This is a genomic window from Glutamicibacter sp. NPDC087673, from assembly GCF_044743255.1.
GTDB lineage: Bacteria > Actinomycetota > Actinomycetes > Actinomycetales > Micrococcaceae > Glutamicibacter.
This window is the reverse complement of record NZ_JBIUWB010000006.1, coordinates 306634-325455: the sequence shown is the minus strand read 5'-3', so window position 1 is coordinate 325455 and position 18822 is coordinate 306634. Positions and strand designations below refer to the sequence as shown.

10 protein-coding genes are annotated in these 18822 nt (G+C 64.5%); 3 read left to right on the top strand and 7 right to left on the bottom strand.

What is annotated here, in order from left to right; genetic code table 11:
- Positions 1-21 precede the first annotated feature (21 nt).
- On the bottom strand, positions 22-744 hold the full coding sequence (locus ACIOTL_RS15725) for a hypothetical protein (protein WP_400343502.1): 723 nt from the start codon (positions 742-744) through the stop codon (positions 22-24).
- 164 nt (positions 745-908) lie between these two features.
- On the bottom strand, positions 909-2507 hold the full coding sequence (gene serA, locus ACIOTL_RS15720) for a phosphoglycerate dehydrogenase (protein ID WP_400343499.1): 1599 nt from the start codon (positions 2505-2507) through the stop codon (positions 909-911).
- An 880-nt stretch (positions 2508-3387) separates the two neighbouring features.
- Between serA and ACIOTL_RS15715 the strand changes: the two genes are divergently transcribed.
- Entirely contained in the window at positions 3388-9252 is a 5865-nt protein-coding gene (locus ACIOTL_RS15715) for a DUF4082 domain-containing protein (protein WP_400343497.1), read from the top strand.
- Between the two features lie 40 nt (positions 9253-9292).
- On the opposite strand, the gene ACIOTL_RS15710 is transcribed toward ACIOTL_RS15715, so the two are convergent.
- Genes ACIOTL_RS15710 through ACIOTL_RS15700 form a run of 3 tightly spaced genes read right to left on the bottom strand, consistent with a single transcriptional unit; the run spans position 9293 to position 12330 of the window.
- Complete coding sequence (locus ACIOTL_RS15710) at positions 9293-10324, bottom strand: hypothetical protein (protein ID WP_400343495.1); 1032 nt, start codon at positions 10322-10324, stop codon at positions 9293-9295.
- Positions 10321-11607: an MFS transporter gene (locus ACIOTL_RS15705; RefSeq protein ID WP_400343493.1), complete on the bottom strand. Its 1287-nt coding sequence runs from the start codon at positions 11605-11607 to the stop codon at positions 10321-10323. The genes ACIOTL_RS15710 and ACIOTL_RS15705 overlap by 4 nt, the downstream gene beginning before the upstream one ends.
- A 3-nt stretch (positions 11608-11610) precedes the next feature.
- The gene (locus tag ACIOTL_RS15700) at positions 11611-12330 is read right to left on the bottom strand and encodes a hypothetical protein (RefSeq protein WP_400343491.1); all 720 of its coding nucleotides are present in this window, start codon (positions 12328-12330) and stop codon (positions 11611-11613) included.
- Between the two features lie 273 nt (positions 12331-12603).
- Here ACIOTL_RS15700 and ACIOTL_RS15695 point away from each other — a divergent pair, with 273 nt between their 5' ends.
- Together ACIOTL_RS15695 and ACIOTL_RS15690 are read left to right on the top strand one after the other, a co-directional pair.
- Positions 12604-13191: an acyltransferase gene (locus tag ACIOTL_RS15695; RefSeq protein WP_400343489.1), complete on the top strand. Its 588-nt coding sequence runs from the start codon at positions 12604-12606 to the stop codon at positions 13189-13191.
- Between the two features lie 105 nt (positions 13192-13296).
- Entirely contained in the window at positions 13297-15987 is a 2691-nt protein-coding gene (locus ACIOTL_RS15690; protein WP_400343487.1) for a WecB/TagA/CpsF family glycosyltransferase, read from the top strand.
- 36 nt (positions 15988-16023) lie between these two features.
- Here the strand turns inward: ACIOTL_RS15690 and ACIOTL_RS15685 are convergent, their stop codons facing one another.
- Together ACIOTL_RS15685 and ACIOTL_RS15680 are read right to left on the bottom strand one after the other, a co-directional pair.
- Positions 16024-17964 carry an O-antigen ligase family protein gene (locus tag ACIOTL_RS15685; protein WP_400343485.1) on the bottom strand — a complete coding sequence of 647 codons (1941 nt, stop codon included), beginning with the start codon at positions 17962-17964 and terminating at the stop codon, positions 16024-16026.
- Positions 17965-18016: 52 nt separating this feature from the next.
- On the bottom strand, positions 18017-18799 hold the full coding sequence (locus ACIOTL_RS15680; RefSeq protein WP_400343484.1) for a hypothetical protein: 783 nt from the start codon (positions 18797-18799) through the stop codon (positions 18017-18019).
- Between the last annotated feature and the right edge of the window lie 23 nt (positions 18800-18822).

Sequence of the window (18822 nt, the reverse complement as noted above, 5' to 3'; positions counted from 1 at the left end):
AGAGGAATTTGAGCGAGTCTACTATGATGAAATGACAGGCTCGTTACCCGACGCAGCTGCACATAAGACGGCGGCATGATTTCCGGGACGGTTCATTCTTCTCGGTGTGGTAAACGTTTCGAGCGATCTAACGGATGTTCGAATACTTTGTTCAGTTCTTTTTTTGCAAAAGTCTTTCCAGTCTTCACGTCTCAGTGTCGCATTCGAAACACCAATTATGGCGCGCAAATATGGCTTCACGAATTTAGCGGGAGATTCGTAAATATCTGTATGAGCATCCCAAGTAAGAACGCTTGATTTCCCTTTGAATTTTCTTCCAAATTCTAGCGCCGCATATCCTCCTCCATTTCCACCGGCAAATAGTATTTCTTTGCCGGTCGTCCGTTGGAGGGACTTAATAAGATCCACTAGATAATCGTTAAAATTGTCTTCAGGTTTACCCGTAAACCAAGCTAATTCGAGTTCTGGGTTGGACTTCAATAGCGGATCCGCGATTTGTACAACTGGCAGATTGCTCTCAAGAATTCGAGTAAATGCCTTTACAGGCCATGCTAATGATTCGTTCATGCGCCGCGCACCGCTAAATAACACAATTATCGATCTAGTTCTCGTGTCAAATACCGGCCCACTAATTTCAAGTTCAATCGATGACCCATCGTCGAAAGCTACTGAGTGGATTCCCGTCAAACTGCTCACGTTATCTTCAAACTCGTCCAAGTTATCCCAAACGTATACTTCGTTCATTTTCTAATTCCCTTTACCCATTCGGTAGCTTTCCGAGAGACTCGCTTAGATTTCCTTGTAAAATCGTATCGTGATTAAAGCAAAAGACTTGGCAACCTACCGAGTAAGTTTTGTTGCCAAGCCTTTTCCAGTTCCTGTGCATCAGTTGTTTTACAATGTCATGTTTAGGCGTCTGCCAAGTCGATCTCTCGCGCGACGCTCGCACCAATCGCCGCACCCACAACATCCAGAACGCCCTGCGGCAGTGCCGAATCAATGTTGATGACTGCCAAGGCTTCAGACTTCTTCTCATCACGCGATACCTGCATACCGGCAATGTTGACGCCCTGCTCCCCCAGCACGTTGCCCAGCGAGCCAACGACACCTGGACGATCCGCGTAGCGAACGACAATCATGTGATCCGAAATAGGGATTTCGATTTCGTGGCCGTTGATCCCTACGAGCTTCTCGATCTGCTTAGGCCCGGTCAAGGTGCCCGCCACAGCAAGCTGGGTGCCCTCATTGGTGGACCCCTTGATGGTCAGCTGGTTGCGGTACTCAGGCGAATCGGGGGTGGTGATCAGACGGGTAGCAACACCACGCTGCTCAGCCAAGACCGGCGCGTTCACGTAGGAGACCTGATCCGAAACTACGTCCATGAAGACGCCCTTGAGTGCCGAGAGCTCCAGAGCCTTGACATCCAGTGCGGCGATCTCTCCGGCAACTTCAACGTCAATGCTGGTGAGGGAGCCGGAAGTCAATGCGTTGAAGATACGGCCCAGCTTCTCAATCAGCGGGATGCCAGGGCGCACGTTCTCATCGATGACGCCGCCAGCAACGTTCACAGCATCCGGGACCAGTTCGCCGGCCAGCGCCAGGCGAACCGACTTGGCTACCGAGACGCCAGCCTTTTCCTGTGCTTCATCGGTTGAAGCGCCCAGGTGCGGGGTGACGGTGACGTTCTCGAATTCGAAGAATGGAAGATCGGTGCTTGGCTCCTTGACGAACACGTCGATGCCGGCGCCTGCAATCTCTTCATTCTTCAATGCTTCGTAAAGCGCGTCTTGATCCACCAGACCGCCACGGGCCACGTTGACCACGTATGCGGACTTCTTCATCTTGGTGAAGGCATCCTTGCCCAGCATGCCCAGGGTTTCCGGGGTCTTTGGCATATGGATGGTGATGAAGTCGGCCTCAGCCAACAGCTCGTCCAAGGTCAGCAGGGTGACGCCCAGCTGTGCGGCACGGGCAGGGGTGACGTATGGGTCGTATGCAACGATCTCCATGCCGAAGCCCTGCAGGCGCGCAGCAACCAGTGCACCGATGCGGCCCAGTCCGATAATGCCGGCTTTCTTCTCGAAGAGTTCAACGCCGGTGTAGGCGCTGCGCTTCCATTCGCCGTTCTTCAGCGATGCGTTGGCAGCAGGAATGCGACGTGCCAGGGACACGATGTGGCCCACGGTCAATTCAGCCGCGGAGATGATGTTGGAGGTTGGAGCGTTGACCACCATGACGCCAGCCTGGGTGGCTGCCTTGATGTCTACGTTATCCAGGCCCACGCCGGCACGGGCGATAACCTTCAGGTTCTTTGCTGCGGCGATAGCTTCGGCATCCACCTGGGTTGCGGAGCGAACGAGGATTGCATCTACCTCGGCAATGGCTTCGAGCAGCTGGGAGCGGTCAGCTCCGTCGGTCTGACGAATTTCAAAGTCGGGGCCGAGAGCAGCAACGGTTGCTGGGGAGAGTTGTTCGGCCAGAAGTACGATTGGCTTGTTGTCAGACACGGGTGTGGCACCTTTGCGATTTCTTGGGCTGATGCTTGCATGGAGGCAGCTATTTTCCACTGCCTACATTTCCAGAGTAGCGCTATGCATCCCCCGTTTTCCCTCGAATTCATGCATGTTACGCAGGGAAAAGCCGACTTTGTGAAAACTTTCACTTATTCGATAGACTCTGACGAGCGCTATCCTGGCATCAGCGAATATTCTTGCGAAATTCCGCATCCAAGGCCAACCTGCCGTCTGCCGCCAGGTTTATTACGGTCCGGGATACGCCACATAGAACCAGTTGATTCCCAGATCCTCTCAATGGCCGCCAGCACTTGCGGTAGCGTTCATCCACCAAATAGCACTCTCGCCCTCGGAACACATTCCCGCCTATTCGTGAACGCATTACTTTCCGGCGGGAATACCTGTCCAAGACACACTGCAGCATGCAACGCACCGAGTGTCTGGGGAATCGCGAATCCACATTCTGGCATCTTCGGCGGTGCGGTCTTGGGGGATGGCTTTGGCGCGCATTGGCGCTTGACGGCCCATACCCCGTCTCCGTTTGGGAGAAGGGACCAGGCCAAACCTGAAGCAGGATGGTTCGCAGCCCGACGACGTGGCCATCACCCGATGGACCCTCCTGCCTGTTCCAGCGTGGTGCGCCTGGTCTTCGGTCGAGGCTTCCGTTGCCCGTCCAGGACTTGAATCTGCGCAGGCAGCGTCCGCACCGCTTAGTTGGCCTTCACTCCAGAGCCACACCCTAGATACTCTCGTTTTCCGTGTAACCGCTATCTGGCTGATGCAGGCAGTCCATATTCTGGGATCAGGTGTGGCCTACTTGCTTGCCGCGCTGTTGATTTTCCCGTTGAAAACGGGTTCTCTCCAAGGGGATGGAATGAGCGCGGCGGATCTTCATGTCAAGGAATTACCGCTTTCCAGCGCCCGTCGCATGCTGCTGATATCCATTGCCGGCGCAGCTTTTGCGGGCTTGGTATTTTCCTTGCTCGTTGCTCTGCCCGCCCGAGCTGCCGATCCCTGCCAGCCAGCTGATAATCCCATCGTGTGCGAGAACTCCAAGCCGGGTGCTCCCTGGACCGAATGGGATATCCAGGGCGCAGGAGACAGTTCGATCCAGGGTTTCGCCACCGACATCAGCGTCAATGTCGGCTCGCCGGTCGATTTCAAGATCGATACCGATGCGCCGGACTACACCATCGATATCTACCGCACCGGCTGGTACCAGGGATTGGGAGCGCGGAAGATCACCTCGATCTCCCCCAGCGTCCCGTTGCCGCAGAATCAGCCAGAGTGCCTGACCGAGCCCTCCACCGAACTCACCGACTGCGGCACCTGGAAGGTTTCGGCGAGCTGGAATGTCCCGGCCGATGCGGTCTCCGGCGTCTATCTTGCCAAGCTCACCCGCAGCGACAACGGGGGCTCAAGCCACATCACCTTCGTAGTCCGCGATGAAGCCAGTACCTCGGACGTGCTCTTCCAGACCTCGGATCCCACCTGGCATGCCTACAACCTCTATGGCGGATCCGACTTCTATTCGGGTGCGGCCAATGGGCGCGCCTTCAAGATCAGCTACAACCGCCCCTTCGCCACCCGCGGCGGCATTGAATCCAGGGACTTCTACTTCGGTGCCGAATACCCGATGGTCCGCTTCCTGGAACGCAACGGCTATGACGTGAGCTACTTCTCCGGAGTGGATACGGACCGGCACGGCGACCTGCTGGCAAACCACAATGCCTTCCTCTCGGTTGGCCATGACGAATACTGGTCCGGCGCCCAACGGGCAAATGTGGAAGCCGCCCGGGATGCCGGGGTGAACCTGCAGTTCCTCTCCGGCAATGAGGTGTACTGGCGGACCCGATACGAGCCTTCTAACACGGGAGGAAATGACTACCGGACCCTGGTCAGCTACAAGGAGACCTGGTCCAATTCCAAGATTGACCCGTCCACCGAATGGACCGGCACCTGGCGCGACCCGCGTTTCGCCTCGCCAGGCCAAGGCGGAGGATTGCCCGAGAACGGCTTGACCGGAACGGCCTATATGGTGAACTCCGGAGATCTTCCGGTCACCGTCAATAGCCAAGAAGGAAAGATGCGCCTGTGGCGTGACACCGAATTGGGCGGCCAGGACCCCGGCAGCACTACCGAGCTGGCTCCGCACACCGTGGGCTACGAGTCCAACGAGGACCTGCCCAACGGCTTCCGCCCGCCCGGGCTCATCCACCTGTCCACCACCACGGGCGAGATCCCCGAGTACCTGCAGGATTTCGGCAACCAGGTGGCGCCGGGAACCACCATGCACCACCTCACGCTCTACAAGGCGGCCAGTGGAGCCAGCGTCTTCTCGGCAGGTTCGGTGCAATGGACCTGGGGCCTGGACCAATGGCATGACGGAAATGGCGCTGAGGAAGACCCCCGGATGCAGCAGGCAGAGGTGAACCTGCTGGCCGATATGGATGCCCTGCCCTCCACGCTGATGGGCGAGCTGGCCTACCCAGACGCGCCCAAGGACCTGCAGCCGCCTACCGTCCAGGTCACCGAGGCACCGGCGAGCGCCGTGGGCTTTGGCGACCAGGTCTCGGTGAAGGGAACGGCCAGCGACGGCCAGGGGCAAGTCGCGGCCGTCGAATATTCCTTCGACGCCGGGCAATCCTGGAAGCTGGCGCAAGGCACCACGCAATGGTCCATCGACGCGGTGCAAATGGGCACCGGTGAGCAGGATTTGCTGGTGCGCGCAGTCGATGATTCGGGGAATTACCCGCAGACGGGAACCCCGGTCCCCTATGAGGTCACCGGCCCGTACAGCGCCTATGGCCAGTTCACGCCACAGACCCCGGATTCCGGCGACGGCTCCTCGGTGGAGCTGGGCCTGCGCTTTACCGCAGCCAATGACGGCTATATCACCGGGGTGAGATTCTACAAGTCCAAGGCCAATACCGGCACGCACACCGGGACGCTGTGGAACCTGAACGGCACCGCCCTGGCCACCGCCACATTCTCCAACGAAAGCGCCGAAGGCTGGCAGACTGCCATGTTCAGCAATCCGGTGGAGGTGCAGGCCGGCCAGGAATTTGTCGCGTCCTACTATGCGCCCCAGGGCCATTACGCCATGCAGCTGCAGGACTTCGCCTACCGCGGCGTGGATGCTTCCCCGGTCAAGGTGGCCGGCGGCTTCGGCACCCCGTCCGCCGGCCTCTACAGCAGCTCTGCCGGGTTCCCCACCACCGCGTGGGACCGCAGCAACTACTATGTGGATGTCCTCTTTGAAACCGGTGCGTCCATCGAGCTCAGCGCCTACGGGCAGACCCCGCTGAATACCGCCCGCAGCGTCCCGGTGGCCACCGCTATCGGCGCCACCTTGTCGAAGCAAAGCGATCCTGCTTCGGTGGGCATCACCGTGAAGAATTCTTCCGGGCAGGAAGTCGCCGGGCAGAGCGCCTATGACCAGACCACCCGCCGAGCCACTTTCACCCCGGACGCTTCGCTGGCAGAAGGCGAGGCCTATACCGTGGTGCTGGCGGCCAAGGACCTGACCGGAAATGACGTGGCCCGTGGCAATACGTGGTCCTTCCGCACCATGCTGCCGGTGCCCGAGGATCCTTCGGCCTGCCCGTGCGGGTTCTACAACGACCAGGAAATCCCGGCTGATCCTGCGGTCAACGACGGAACCCCGGTCACCCTGGGCACCCGCTTCAGCGCCGATACCGACGGGGTGCTCAACGGGTTGAAGTTCTACCGTTCCCCGGGGGAATCCGGCTCGCATACCGGCTGGCTCTACTCGGCTACCGGCAGTGCCATTGCCCAGGTGCAGTTCCCCGATGATTCGGCCACGGGCTGGCAGTATGCGCAGTTCGATTCGCCGGTGTCCATCAAGGCCGGTACCGAGTATGTCGCCGCCTACCGCAGCAATGGCATCTATCCGGTGACTCCCGGCAGTTTCGGCCAGCCGACCACGGCCGGGCCGCTGCAGACCACCGGCAACGCCGGTCAGTACAGCTACGCCGAGGAATTCCCCGGAACCCGGGTCTCGGCCAGCTACCTGGTGGATGTCAGCTTCACCCCGCAGGCAGCGCCCGTGGGCCTCACCGCGCAAACCCCGTCGCCGGGGAAGAACGATGTCCCGGTCGACACGCAGATCTCGGCGGCCTTCAGCGAACCGCTGGAATCCGGGGCAGCGCTGGAGGTCAGCACCCCTGGCGGCCCGGTGGCCGGCAGCTCGGCCCTGGATGCGGACGGGACCACGCTGAGCTTCACCCCGGACGCGCCGTTGCCCGAGGCCACGGTGGTCACCGTGGCGCCCACCGGGATCTCCGGCACCCAATCCTGGGATGCCGCGATTCCCGCCTGGAGCTTCCGCACCGCCGGGCAGGGCACTGCGCTGAGCACCTTCCTGGGCGGGCAGGTGCCGGCCAATACGGATCCTGGCGACAATGCCGCGGTGGAACTGGGGCTGAAATTCACCGCCCGGAAGGACATCGCGATCCACGCGCTGCGCTACTACCAGGGGCCGCTGGGCCAAGGCGAGCATACCGGCGCCATCTGGGATGCCCAAGGAACCAAGCTGGCCTCGGTTGCCTTCGAATCCGCTGCAGCCGAGGGCTGGCACACCGCCTACCTTCCAACACCGCTGGCCATGGTCGAGGGCAGCGAGTTCATCGTCTCCTACCAGGCACCCAGCGGCGGCTATGTGTACACCTCCGCTGACTTCGCCGACGGCAAGTCGAATGCGGAGCTGGCCCTTTCCGGATCCAATGGCTTGTTCACCTATGGCTCCGGCAGCGTCCCAGCCAGTTCATGGAATTCGAGCAACTACTTCGTTGACCTCGCCTACACCACCGCAGATGGCGCCAGCACTCCGGGCCCGTCTCCGACAGCTACAACTGATCCCAGCCCCACCGCCGCGCCGCTGGAAGTGACCGCCCTGTCCCCCGCCGCCCAGTCCTCCGGCGTTGCTCCAGATGCCAAGATCACGATGAGCTTCAACCAGAAGATCGATGCGGCCGGCACGCTATCGGTGGCCAACGGGCAGGACGCCATTGCCGGGGCCACCACGCTGGAGGAGAACGGCACCATGCTCTCCTTCACCGCAGATGAACCGTTCCCGGCCGATGCCATCATCACCATCTCGGCCCAGAACATCAAGACTGCCGGAGGCCAAGAGGCCAGCGTGGAGCCGTGGTCCTTCCGCATCCAGCCGGACGCGGCGCAAGATCCTGAGGCCTGCCCCTGCGGATTGTTCAGCCGCCTGGACTTGCCGGCGGTTCCCGCCATCTTTGACGGCGTCCCGGTCACCTTGGGAACACGTTTTTCCACGGATACCGCCGGGCAAATCCTCGGCCTGGAGTTCTACCGCAGCGTCGGGGAAACCGGCGCACTTGACGGCTGGCTCTATTCCTCCACCGGAGAAGCCATAGCGCAGCTGCAGTTCCCGGACATCCCGGTCTCCGGCTGGCAGTACGCGGCCTTCGACGCGCCGGTCGCCATAGACCCGGATACCGAATACGTTGCCGCCTACCGCAGCAACGGCGTGTACCCGGCCTCGCCCGGGGCCCTGGGAAGCGCCCTGCAGGTCGGCGCATTGAAAACCACCAGCTCCGCGGGGCACTACGGCTACGGTGAAGGATTCCCGGCCTCCACGGTGTCCACCAGCTACCTGGTCGATGTCAGCTTCCAACCGGAAGCGGAGCCCCTGGCACTGGCCGGCCGCACCCCGGCGGCCGGGCAGGCCGAGGTAGCCACCGGCAGCACGATCTCCCTGGAATTCAACCAGCCGGTCAGCAGCCAGGCGGAGATCATGGCCAGCGCCAGCGGTTCGGCGATTCCCGGATCCACTGCGGCCAGCAATGGCGGCAAGACCTTGACCTTCACCGCCGACACCGGGCTTCCCGAGGCCAGCGTTATCACCGTAGATGCCCAGAACCTGCTCGGCGACGGAACTGCGCAACAAGTCATGGCCCCCTGGACCTTCAGCACCGTCGGCGCCAACGCCCCGACAGCATCCTTCCTTGGATTGGATTCCCAGCCCAGCGTGCTGGATCCGGGCGATAATGCAGCGGTGGAACTGGGCCTGCGCATGGTGGCCGAACAGGACCTGCGGATTCATGCCCTGCGCTATTACCAGGGCCCGCTGGGTGCTTCGGCGCGCACCGGCACCATCTGGGATGCCGACGGCAGCCAGCTAGGCAGCGCCAGCTTCGATGCCACCAGCGAGCAGGGCTGGCACACCGCCTACCTGGGAACACCGCTGGATATCGCCCAAGGCACCGAATTCACCATTTCCTACCAGGCGCCCCACGGCGGGTACGTCCACTCACCGGGAGAGTTAGCCCAGGGCAAATCCACGGCCGGGCTGAGGCTGGAAGGCTCCAACGGCGTCTTCCGCTACGGTGCGGGCACCATGCCCGGCAGTTCCTGGAACAACACGAACTACTTCGTGGACGTGCTCTACGAGGTACCAGAGGCGGCCGCACCGGCCCCAAGCAGCGCGACGGAAGATGCTTCGGCATCCACCGTCCCACCTGATTCCAGCTCCTCCACCACTGCAGACCCATCTGACTCGCCCAGCCCGCCAGCGACGCAAGAGCCGGCACCGGGCGCAACCAGTACTCCCAGCGAACCGGGCAGCCCAACGGCCGAGCCGTCCACCGGCGCCCCGGCTTCTTCCACAGCGCCGGCCCAATCCCCGGGCAGCTCCGGGCCAGGAATGGGAACTGCCAGTCCGAGCACGGCGGGCCCGACTCCCTGAGTGCTGCCTGGCCGCCCTGCCGCCCGGGGTCTAGGCATGGCTACTGGGCGGCGCGAACCACGGAGGGCGACCACGCATGCTCAATGAACAGCTGCGGCGTGGCGTTGGCCTGGGCCTTGATGCTGAAGACATCGCTGTCCCCGGGTGCGCCAGCCCGCGGCATGCCGAAGAGCAAGGTCCCTTCATCCAGCCACTCCAACTGGTCATCGAAGCCGTGTTCCAGTCCGATGACGGTCTCCTTGCGGGTTTCCAGGTCCAGGACGGCAATATCCCAGTGCGCGAGCCCCGGCTGGGCGCGGCGCTTCTTGTACGCCATCTTGGATCCGTCCGGCGACACCGAGGGGCACTCGGCGTTGGATGCCACCGACACCAGGCTCCGGCTGTCCAGGTCCCCCTTGGCCAGCCAGGTCTGGTTGCCCGAGGCCACCGTGGCATAGAACTCCTTCTCGGATATGAAGCTCACGCCCCACACATTGCGGTCAATGGCGGTCAGCGGCTCGCCTTGGATATCCATGGAAAAGTCCTCGAGGTTTCCATAGTCCGGCCCGCCCACGGATCTAATAGTGGTCTCGGTGGAGAACTGGCCCGCGGCATAGGAATGCCCCGTGACGAACGCGGTGGTGGCCACCAGCCCGCCATCGGTTATGCGGGTGCGGCTGGGCACGCCGGACAGGGGATGCTGTTCCACCGGTTGCTGCTGGGCATTGAAGACCGTGGCATGGAAGGTGGTGGGGATGCCGCGCTTGGTGCGCAGGCAGGACAGGTACGTGCTCGTGGCGTCCACCCGGTCGCAGGCCTGCTGCGAGAGCTGGCGCGGCCCCGACGGTTCTGCCAAGGCCACGGAGGCCACTTGCCCGTAGCCTTCGCCCAGGGCGGTATTGCGGAAGATGATCCGGTCAGCTGCCGCTAGTTGGCCGGTGATCGCCGCCGCCGAGGCGCCGGTGGTGCGTGCCTGGTATCGGCCGTAGGCCTGGACCGCGTAGATGGCGACGAACCCCAGCACCAGCACCGCGATCACTACCAGGGCCAGCCACCTGCTCTTGGCCGGGAACCGGGAATGCGCAGGTGTCATGGGGCCACCGCATTCCCCGCAGGCTTGCCGCGGCCAGCCAGCAGCCGCCAGGCAAGGGGAATAAGCAGCAGCAACAGCACTGCCGCGATGAGCATGGCGGTGGTGCTGCCCAGCAGGATCCACAGCACTCCGAAGCCGGAGGACGCCAGCAGCCGGGCCACTGCCACCACCGTCTGCGCGGCCCCGATGGCGCTCGAGGTGGATCCGGCCGGGGCCAGCTGGCCGGCCAGGGCGGCGAGCACCCCGTCGGTAGCCGCATAGAAGGTGCCCAGCAGGGCCAGCGCGCCAAGCAGGAACAGCCAGGAGCCGCCGGCGGCCGCGCACGCGTAGGCCAGGGCCAGCGCCAGATGCCCCAGGACGAAGATCGCCGCCCGCGAGGTCCGGTCCGCCAGCCTGCCCAGCGGGAGGGCCAGCGACAGGAAGAAGAGATTCGAGCCGACGAAAAGCAGCGGGAACCACAGGGCATCGAGCTGTCCGTGCTCCATCAATGCCAGGTACACGAAGCCGTCGCCAATGGTCAGCAACCCCAGGAACCCGGCGGCCAGCAGCACCCTGCCCAGCGGACCGCGGGCCAGTTCGCGCAGTTTCGGCTTGCCCGCCGCCACGGTGGCATCCGGCTGGTCCGCGGCGGCGGGTCCGGAATCCACGAGCTTGCTGTTGGGCACCAGCAGGGCCAGCACCGCCACCCCGAGCACCGCGGCGGCCAAGGACACCACGAACACCATCCGGTAGTCCCCGGGAACCAGCACCAGCACGAGGAAGGCCAGCAACGGGCCGAAGGTCGCGCCGAGCGTGTCCAGCAGCCGGTGGAGCCCGAAAGAGCGGGCCAAATGCTCGGGCTGCGACGCGGCCCGGATCATCGCATCGCGCGGTGCGGTCCGGATCCCCTTGCCGATCCGGTCAAGGCCGATCGCCCCCAGGATGCCGCCGAACCCGGTGGCGAATAGCAGCCCGGCACGGGCGAGCATCGACAGGCCGTAGCCGGCGGTGGCGATCGGCTTGGGCCGGTTGCTGCGATCCGCGGCGTAGCCGGCGCCGATGCGCACCACCGAGCTGATGGACTGGTTCATGCCCTCGAAGAAGCCGTAGGCCACCATGGACATCCCCAGGGCCCCGGTGATGTACAGCGGCAGGATGGCAGCTACCGACTCGGAGGAGATATCGGTCAGCATGCTCACCAGCCCCAGGGCGATGACCGTGGGCGAAGCCTTGAAGGCCACCGTTGCGGCACGCTGCGCCCCGGCGGCTTTTCCGGATTTCCAGTCGGAAAGGCTCAGGTACACCTGCTACTCCTGGACTTCGAAGATGCCCGCGGCAACGATGGAGGTGGCCCCGGTGGGCAGCTGGCGCACGGTCACCGTGGCGGATTCGGCCCCGTAGGATCCGGAGAGCTGGGTGGTCCCCTCGGCCGGCGCGCTTTGGGTGGTCAGCCAGTTGAGCTTCTCGAAGTGCTTGGCGTAGAAGGCCAGCACCTCATCCACGCTGTCGCTGCTGCGTGCCTCGACACCGACAAGCACCTTCTTGGCCTGGTTCTGCACCGAGGACTGCACGATGGAGGTGGACTTGGGCACCGGGACGGCGGACTTCGGGAATCCCTTGACCAGCTTGCCCTCGGCCACCGAGGACTTCGGGGCCGTCTCCAGCAACGGCTCGCGCTTCGGGGTATCGGGCAAGGCGAATTGCGAGGGCTTGGCTGCTTCGGGCACTTCCAGCCGGGATTCCGTGGCGCTGGGCTGCGGGTCCCAGGAGGGACGTGTTGCTTCGGGCTTCGGCGCGGACGGTTCCGCCACCGGTGCCTTCTTGGCGTCGCTGCTTGGCTTGGCGGCTTCGGCAGTTGCCGGGCCGTCCGTGGGCTGGGCTGCGGGGCTGGTGGCCACAGGATCCGTCGTGGCCGGCGATTGCTGGCCCGCGGTGGGTTTCGGCCCGCCGAAATCCAGGGCCAGGGCGGCCACGAGGAGTATCGCGGCGGCACCCAGGATGATCGTGGCCAGAACCTTGCTTTTCATGCTTTCCCCCAGCACCCATCCGGTATCGAAGAAATACGGGATGACCTGCTCACTAGGCTATACCTCCAAGAAGGAAGATATAAGCGCGGTACGGAAGCTGCGCTACTCGAGATCTACTTGCTTCGGCGGATTGGCTGCCTTGCCTGTACCCTCGTTCTGCGCTGATCAATTCCGTGCCAGTCTCCAGGACTTATGCTCAATTCAACAGGGATGCGGCATTGGGGTCCGCTTCCCGCGCCGTTCTTCGCGGACCGGATTCTTGGGGGAAATTTCATGACTCGCATCGAGCAGACTGCCGATGTCTCGCCGTCGGCGGACATCGGCCAAGGCAGCAGCATCTGGCATTTGGCCCAGGTCCGCGAAGGGGCAGTCCTCGGGGAGAACTGCAATATCGGCCGGGGCGCCTACATCGGGCCCGGCGCGGTCCTGGGCAGGAACTGCAAAATACAAAATTATGCGCTGGTCTACGAGCCGGCCCGGCTGGGCGATGGCGTGTTCATCGGCCCGGCCGCCGTGCTGACCAATGACCTGTTTCCCCGGGCCATCAATCCCGACGGGAGCCGCAAGGCAAACGGGGATTGGCAGGCCGTGGCGGTGACCATCGGCCAAGGCGCATCCATTGGCGCCCGCGCGGTGTGCATCGCGCCGGTGGACATCGGCCAGTGGGCCATGGTCGCCGCCGGAGCGGTGGTCAACCGCGACGTGCCGGCCCACGCCCTGGTGGCCGGAGTGCCGGCACGGCAAATCGGCTGGGTGGGAACCTCCGGGCAGCGCCTTGAATTCAAGGACGGCTGCTGGCAGTGCCCTGCCACCGGCGAGCGCTACGAGCAGCTGGGAACCGGCTCCATGGCCTCGGCCTGAGCCCGGCCGCCCGGGCCGTACCGTACTTCTTTTTCCTTTCCTTGCCGGTGCGCGGCAGGCCACGCCGGACGCGCACCGGCATCCGCAAGCAATCCAGGGATGATCATGACTGACGCAGCTGACCGCGCCGACCTCGCCGGAATCGTGGTGGATTTGCTGGCCCAGGATGAGGCCGTGCACCGCATCATCAACCACGCGCTGCACGTCAGGCGGGAAGCCGATTCCCGGCCGGCGGCACTGTCCGTGGTCTCGGCAAATCTGGACCATATCGTGCAATTCGGCCACGGCGGGCGCTGGCAGGGGACGCTGGGCGATTCGCTGCACCCCACCTGGTCCTTGCGCTGCCTTCCCGACGCGTTCGATGCCCCGGCCATGCAATGGCTGAACCTGCTGGACGGAGCGCCGCTGGTGCTGCGCGCCAAGCAGCTGACCGGGCGGCGCTGGCCGCGCCTTGCCGGCAGCGACCTGATCGGTCCGATCCTCGATGAGGCCGCAGCCCGCGGGCTGCGGGTGGGATTCCTTGGCGGGCAGCCAGCCATCCAGGCGGAACTGGCCGTGCAGCTGGCGCAGCGCCGCCCTAAGCTGCAGGTCTGCGGGTTCTGGGCACCACAGCGCCAAGACATCGAGGACGAGGGCCGCTCGCTGCGCCTGGCCGAGCAGATCCGTGCAAGCGGCACCGAGATCCTCGTGGTGGGCCTGGGCAAGCCGCGCCAGGAACTGTGGATGGCTTCCTACGGCGCGCTGACCGGCGCCAGCGTCCTGCTGGCCTTCGGTGCCGTGGTGGATTTCCTGGCCGGGACGGTGCGACGCGCACCGCAGCGGGTCGCTGGCAGCGGACTGGAATGGGCGTGGCGGCTGGGGCTGGAGCCGCGCCGGCTGGCGCGGCGCTACCTGCTCGATGACCCTCCGGGCCTGGTGGCCCTGCAGCGCCGGAGCCAGCTGCTTGCGCCTGGCACCCGGGTTCAGCCCCTGCCCGAGGCACCCCGGCCCGTACGGCCGCTGCACCAGGTCGGGTCCGGCCGCTTCACCACCGGCCGGGGTATTGCCGATGTGGCGGTGCTTGCCGTCACCTACAACAACGCCGATTCGGTGGACCAGCTGATCGGCAGCCTGCGCGCCGAAGCCAGCGGCCTGCGGCTTCGCGTGGTCATCGCCGACAACGGCTCGTCGGACACCACGGTGGCGCAGCTAAGCGGGCACGATGATGTCATCGTCATCCCCACCGGTTCCAATCTGGGCTATGCCGGCGGGATCAATGCGGCCCGCCGGCACGCCGGGGACAGCGCCGCGGTGCTGGTGCTGAACCCCGATCTGGCCGTGGGCCGCGGAGCCATCAGCAGCCTGCTGCAGCGCCTGCGGCACAGCCAGGCCGGAATCGTGGTCCCCCGGCTGTTGGAAGCCAACGGACGGACCTACACCTCCTTGCGCCGCGAGCCGAACGTGGCCAGGGCCGCCGGGGATGCGCTCTTCGGCGAGCGCCTGGCCCAGCGCCCGGGCTGGGGCTCGGAAATCGACTACGATCCCGAGAGCTATGCCCACCCGCACCGCATCGACTGGGCCACCGGGGCCGCCTTGCTCATCGACTCGGCACTGGAACGCCGGCTGGGCCCGTGGGATGAGCAATTCTTCTTGTACTCCGAGGAGACCGACTACTTCAAGCGGGCCCGGGAGGCCGGGGCGAGCATCTGGTACGAGCCCGCAGCGCGCATGACCCATGAGATGGGCGGCTCCGGGGCGTCGGTGCAGCTGGAGTCGCTGATGGCGGTCAACCGGATCCGCTACGCCCGCAAGCACCAGCCTGCGCGCACCGCGGCCCTGTTCCGCACGGCGGTCATTGGCCATGAGGCCTTGCGCAGCTGGAAGCCCGAGCGCCGCGGGTTCCTGCGCACGGTGGTGGATGAGCCGTCCTGGGCCACCCTTCCGGCCGCGACCGGCGGCGTGCAGCCCGCCCGGCAATTCCCTTCTGGCACGGTGATCATCCCGGCGCACAATGAAGCGGCGGTCATCGCCCGGACCCTGGAGCCATTGCAGCCGCTGGCCCGGGCCGGGCTGGTGCAGGTCATTGTCTCCTGCAACGGGTGCACCGATGGCACCGCGCAGATTGCCCGCGGCTTCGACGGGATCCAGGTCATCGAGGCTTCCGCCTCGTCCAAGGTCGCGGCGCTGAACAAGGCCGATGCCCAGGCAACACGGTTCCCGCGGCTGTACCTGGACGCGGACATCGAAATCGCGCCCAGCGCCCTGCGCATGGTGTTCGAGCACCTGGCCACGCCGGGAATGCTCTCGGCTCGACCGGCCTTCGCCTACGACACCACCGGCGCCTCATGGCTGGTCAAGTCGTTCTACCGCGCCCGGCGGCGGATTCCCGGCACCAACCAGGCGCTCTGGGGTGCCGGGGCCTATGGGCTGAGCAGGGAGGGGCGGGCCCGCTTTGCTGATTTTCCCGCGGTGCTTGCCGATGACCTGTTCATCGACCAGCAGTTCACTGCAGCAGAGAAGACGGTGCTGCCCACCGTCCCGGTGCAGGTGAAGACCCCGCGCAATGCGCATTCGCTGCTGGCCATCTTGCGCCGGAACTACCGGGGGCAGCATGAGCTGCACCGGTCCAACGCGGCGCAGCCGAGCACGCGTTCGACCCTGGGCCAGCTGCTGGCTTCGGTTTCCGGCCCGTTCTCGGCCTGGGACGCCCTGGTGTACGCCGGCATGGTGGTCTTGGCCCGGGTCCCGAAGAAGCCCGCTGCTGCCGGGCCACGCGCGGTGTGGGAGCGCGATGATTCCAGCAGGCAGGCTGCCTAGGCCCGCCGTGCGGTGCAGCGCTTTGCCCTCGCGTGCCTACGCCGGGGACCGGCGCCAGGAGACGAACTTGTGCAGGCTCATGGCCCCGGCGAAAGCGGTACCCAGGGCCAGGGCCAGCAGGACCGCCAACGCGTACTTGGTGCGCACATCCACATAGCCCACGGGAATGGTCTGCGCTACCCGTTCGGTAGTGATCTGCGAGGATTTCCAGATGCCGGCAGCCTGCTGCGGTTCCTTGGCCAACGCGGCGATCTCCTTCGATATCTCGGCGGCCCGCTGCTGTGCAGCTTCCGGCGTGCTCTTGACGATCTCCACGGAGAGCTGGGACTTGTTGAAATTGGTTTGCCATTGCCCGCCGGCATCCGGCAGGTATACCGCTTCGGCATCGTGCAGGCCGGTGCCGTACAAGGGCGCCCGCACCGGACGGATATCGGCCTCACGGTGCTTGTCCTGGTAGATCCGCTGCACCAGCGCCGCGTAGTGCACGGTGGATGAGGCCTCGGTGCGCAGCGCGTTGTCCTTGGTCGCTCCCGGCGGAGCCTGGAACACGACGTCGAACTTCGTGTAGTACACGCCCGTGGCAGCACGGACGTTCAGCCCTGCCGGGATGAACGCGGCCAGGATCAGCAGCACGGCAAACCACCAGCGCAGCACCACGAACAGCAAACGGCGGATCCGCCGCTTGGTCAAACGCGGCGGCTCCCCCGGCCCGGCGGCCGCCAGCGGCCCGGCGGCCTGCTCCTGCGAGATGTTCCAGTGCGCGCCGGCCAGGCCCAGCATCAGCGAAAGCATGCCCATGGCCTGGGGGAAGTGGAATGAGTCGAAGAAGGCGCTGAGCAGGGCGGCGGCCAGGATCCCGGCGCCAATGGCCGGCCCCAGGGCCGCGATCTTGCGATCCGTTTCCCGCGGCCGGAAGATCGTGCAGGCGGCGCTGATGAGCACCAGGGCGATGAAAGCCAGCACCCCGAGCACCCCCAGCTCAATGAGCAAGCCGATGTACTGGTTGTCGAATATCCGGTAGTCCGCGGTCATGGTGCCCAGTCCGCGCCCCAGCCACGGGGCAACCATCAGGTACCCGGCAATCGACGGGTAGCTGGAGGTGCGCGAATCGATGCTGGAGTCGGGGCCGGAGAACATGCCCATGATGGTTCCGGCAAGCCCCGGGACCGCCACGTACAGCACGCCAAGGCCGGCAAGCCCCGCGATCAACGCCATCTTGCGCACCCGCGGGGACCAGGTGGGCACCAGCACCAGCATGGCCACCGCGATGCCGATCAAGGCAGAACGCGTGACCGAGAGGATCGCCGCGCCGCCGATCAGCGCGGATGGAAGCCATCTGGCCACCATCTTCTGCCCGGCCCCGTATATGGCCAGGGTCAGGGCAACCGGCAAGGTCGCCGAAAGCACCGAGGCATACTCCAAGGCGTGCCGAGCGGTCGCTTCGGGGCGGATGAAGCCCGCGCGGGAATCCACCCCGCCGGTCCCGGCACCAGACAGTCCCGGGATGTCGATCTGGTCAACGAAATCCAGGCCGGTGAAGAATTGGACCAGGCCCAGCAGCGCGTAGCCGCCGCCCAGCCAGGCCACCCGCTTGAGCAGGAGCAGGAACCGCTCGCGGTCCCGCAGCCCGTCATTGGCCACCAGCACCACCCCGGCGAAGCCGGCGATCTTGATCAGGTTCATCAGCGCGCCATTGCTGTCGATGAAGGGCAGCGCCAGCTGCGATGAATTGACGTAGCTGGCCAAGACCATCCCGATGAAGACGAACAAGGCAATGCGGATGATCTGCAGCCTGGGCGCCTGCTCGACACGGATTCCGCGCACATGGTGCCAGACCCACCACAGCAGCATCGCCAAGGCGAAAAGCGTGGAAGGAGACCCGGCGGCACCCAGCGGGCCGATCCCCCGGTCGGAGGGAACTGCCAGCAGCAAGAACAGGTAGGCGGTCAACACCGTCGTGGCATCGATCCGCTTCACGGGCCGCGGTTCGAAATCGCGCAGCTTCCGCCTCAAGCCCCCGGCCGGCCCGCTAGCCTCTGAGGCGAGCACGTTCGCTTCCACGCTTCATCCCGGTCTCGGACCCGGTGTGCCCAGGTTCCTGCTCCACCGGCTGCACGGAGGACTTCAGGGGCTGGATTGGCGCCAGGCTTCCTGGACCTTCGTGCACCGCCAGCGATCCGGTTCCCCTTCCCAGCTTCCGCAGGGCACGGCGCTTCTTCAATGCCAGCAGCATGCGATCGAGCAGTCCGGCGCCCAGCAAGGAGGCGCTGATGCCGCCCAGCGCAACGAAAGCCGTGAACTGGATCTGCCGTTTGCTGTTCGGCTCCGGCACCTGGTCCTTGGACAACGCCATGGAGGTGATCACCGAATTCTCCGGCACGTCCAACTCGGCCTGCAGGGTTTTGAGCGTGGCGGGAATCGAAGCCAGGGTGTCCTCGAGCAGGGATATGGTGTCCTCGGCCGTGTCGGCAGTCACGGTGATCGCCGCGATGGGACCGGAAGTGGTCGCATCCTTGGCAATGGCGACTTCAGCTCCCTGGTACTTCTCCACGATCGGAGTAATGACTTCCGGGGAGGTGGTCTTCACCTGGAGCACGCCCAGCGCCTGGTCCAGCCCTCCGAGGTAGAGGTACGGATTGTCCCCCACCGTCACCGCGACCTTGGGCGGAATGAGCACCACGCTGCCCTCGGCCTCATAGGTCGGCTCGATGGCATTGAAAATGTAGTAGCTGCCCAAGCCGGTAAGCACCAGCCCCAAGACCAGGATGTACCAGCGTCTGAGGCAGCTGAAAAGCAGATCACGTAAAAACATTGTTTCCCCCAATTTTTTGTTTT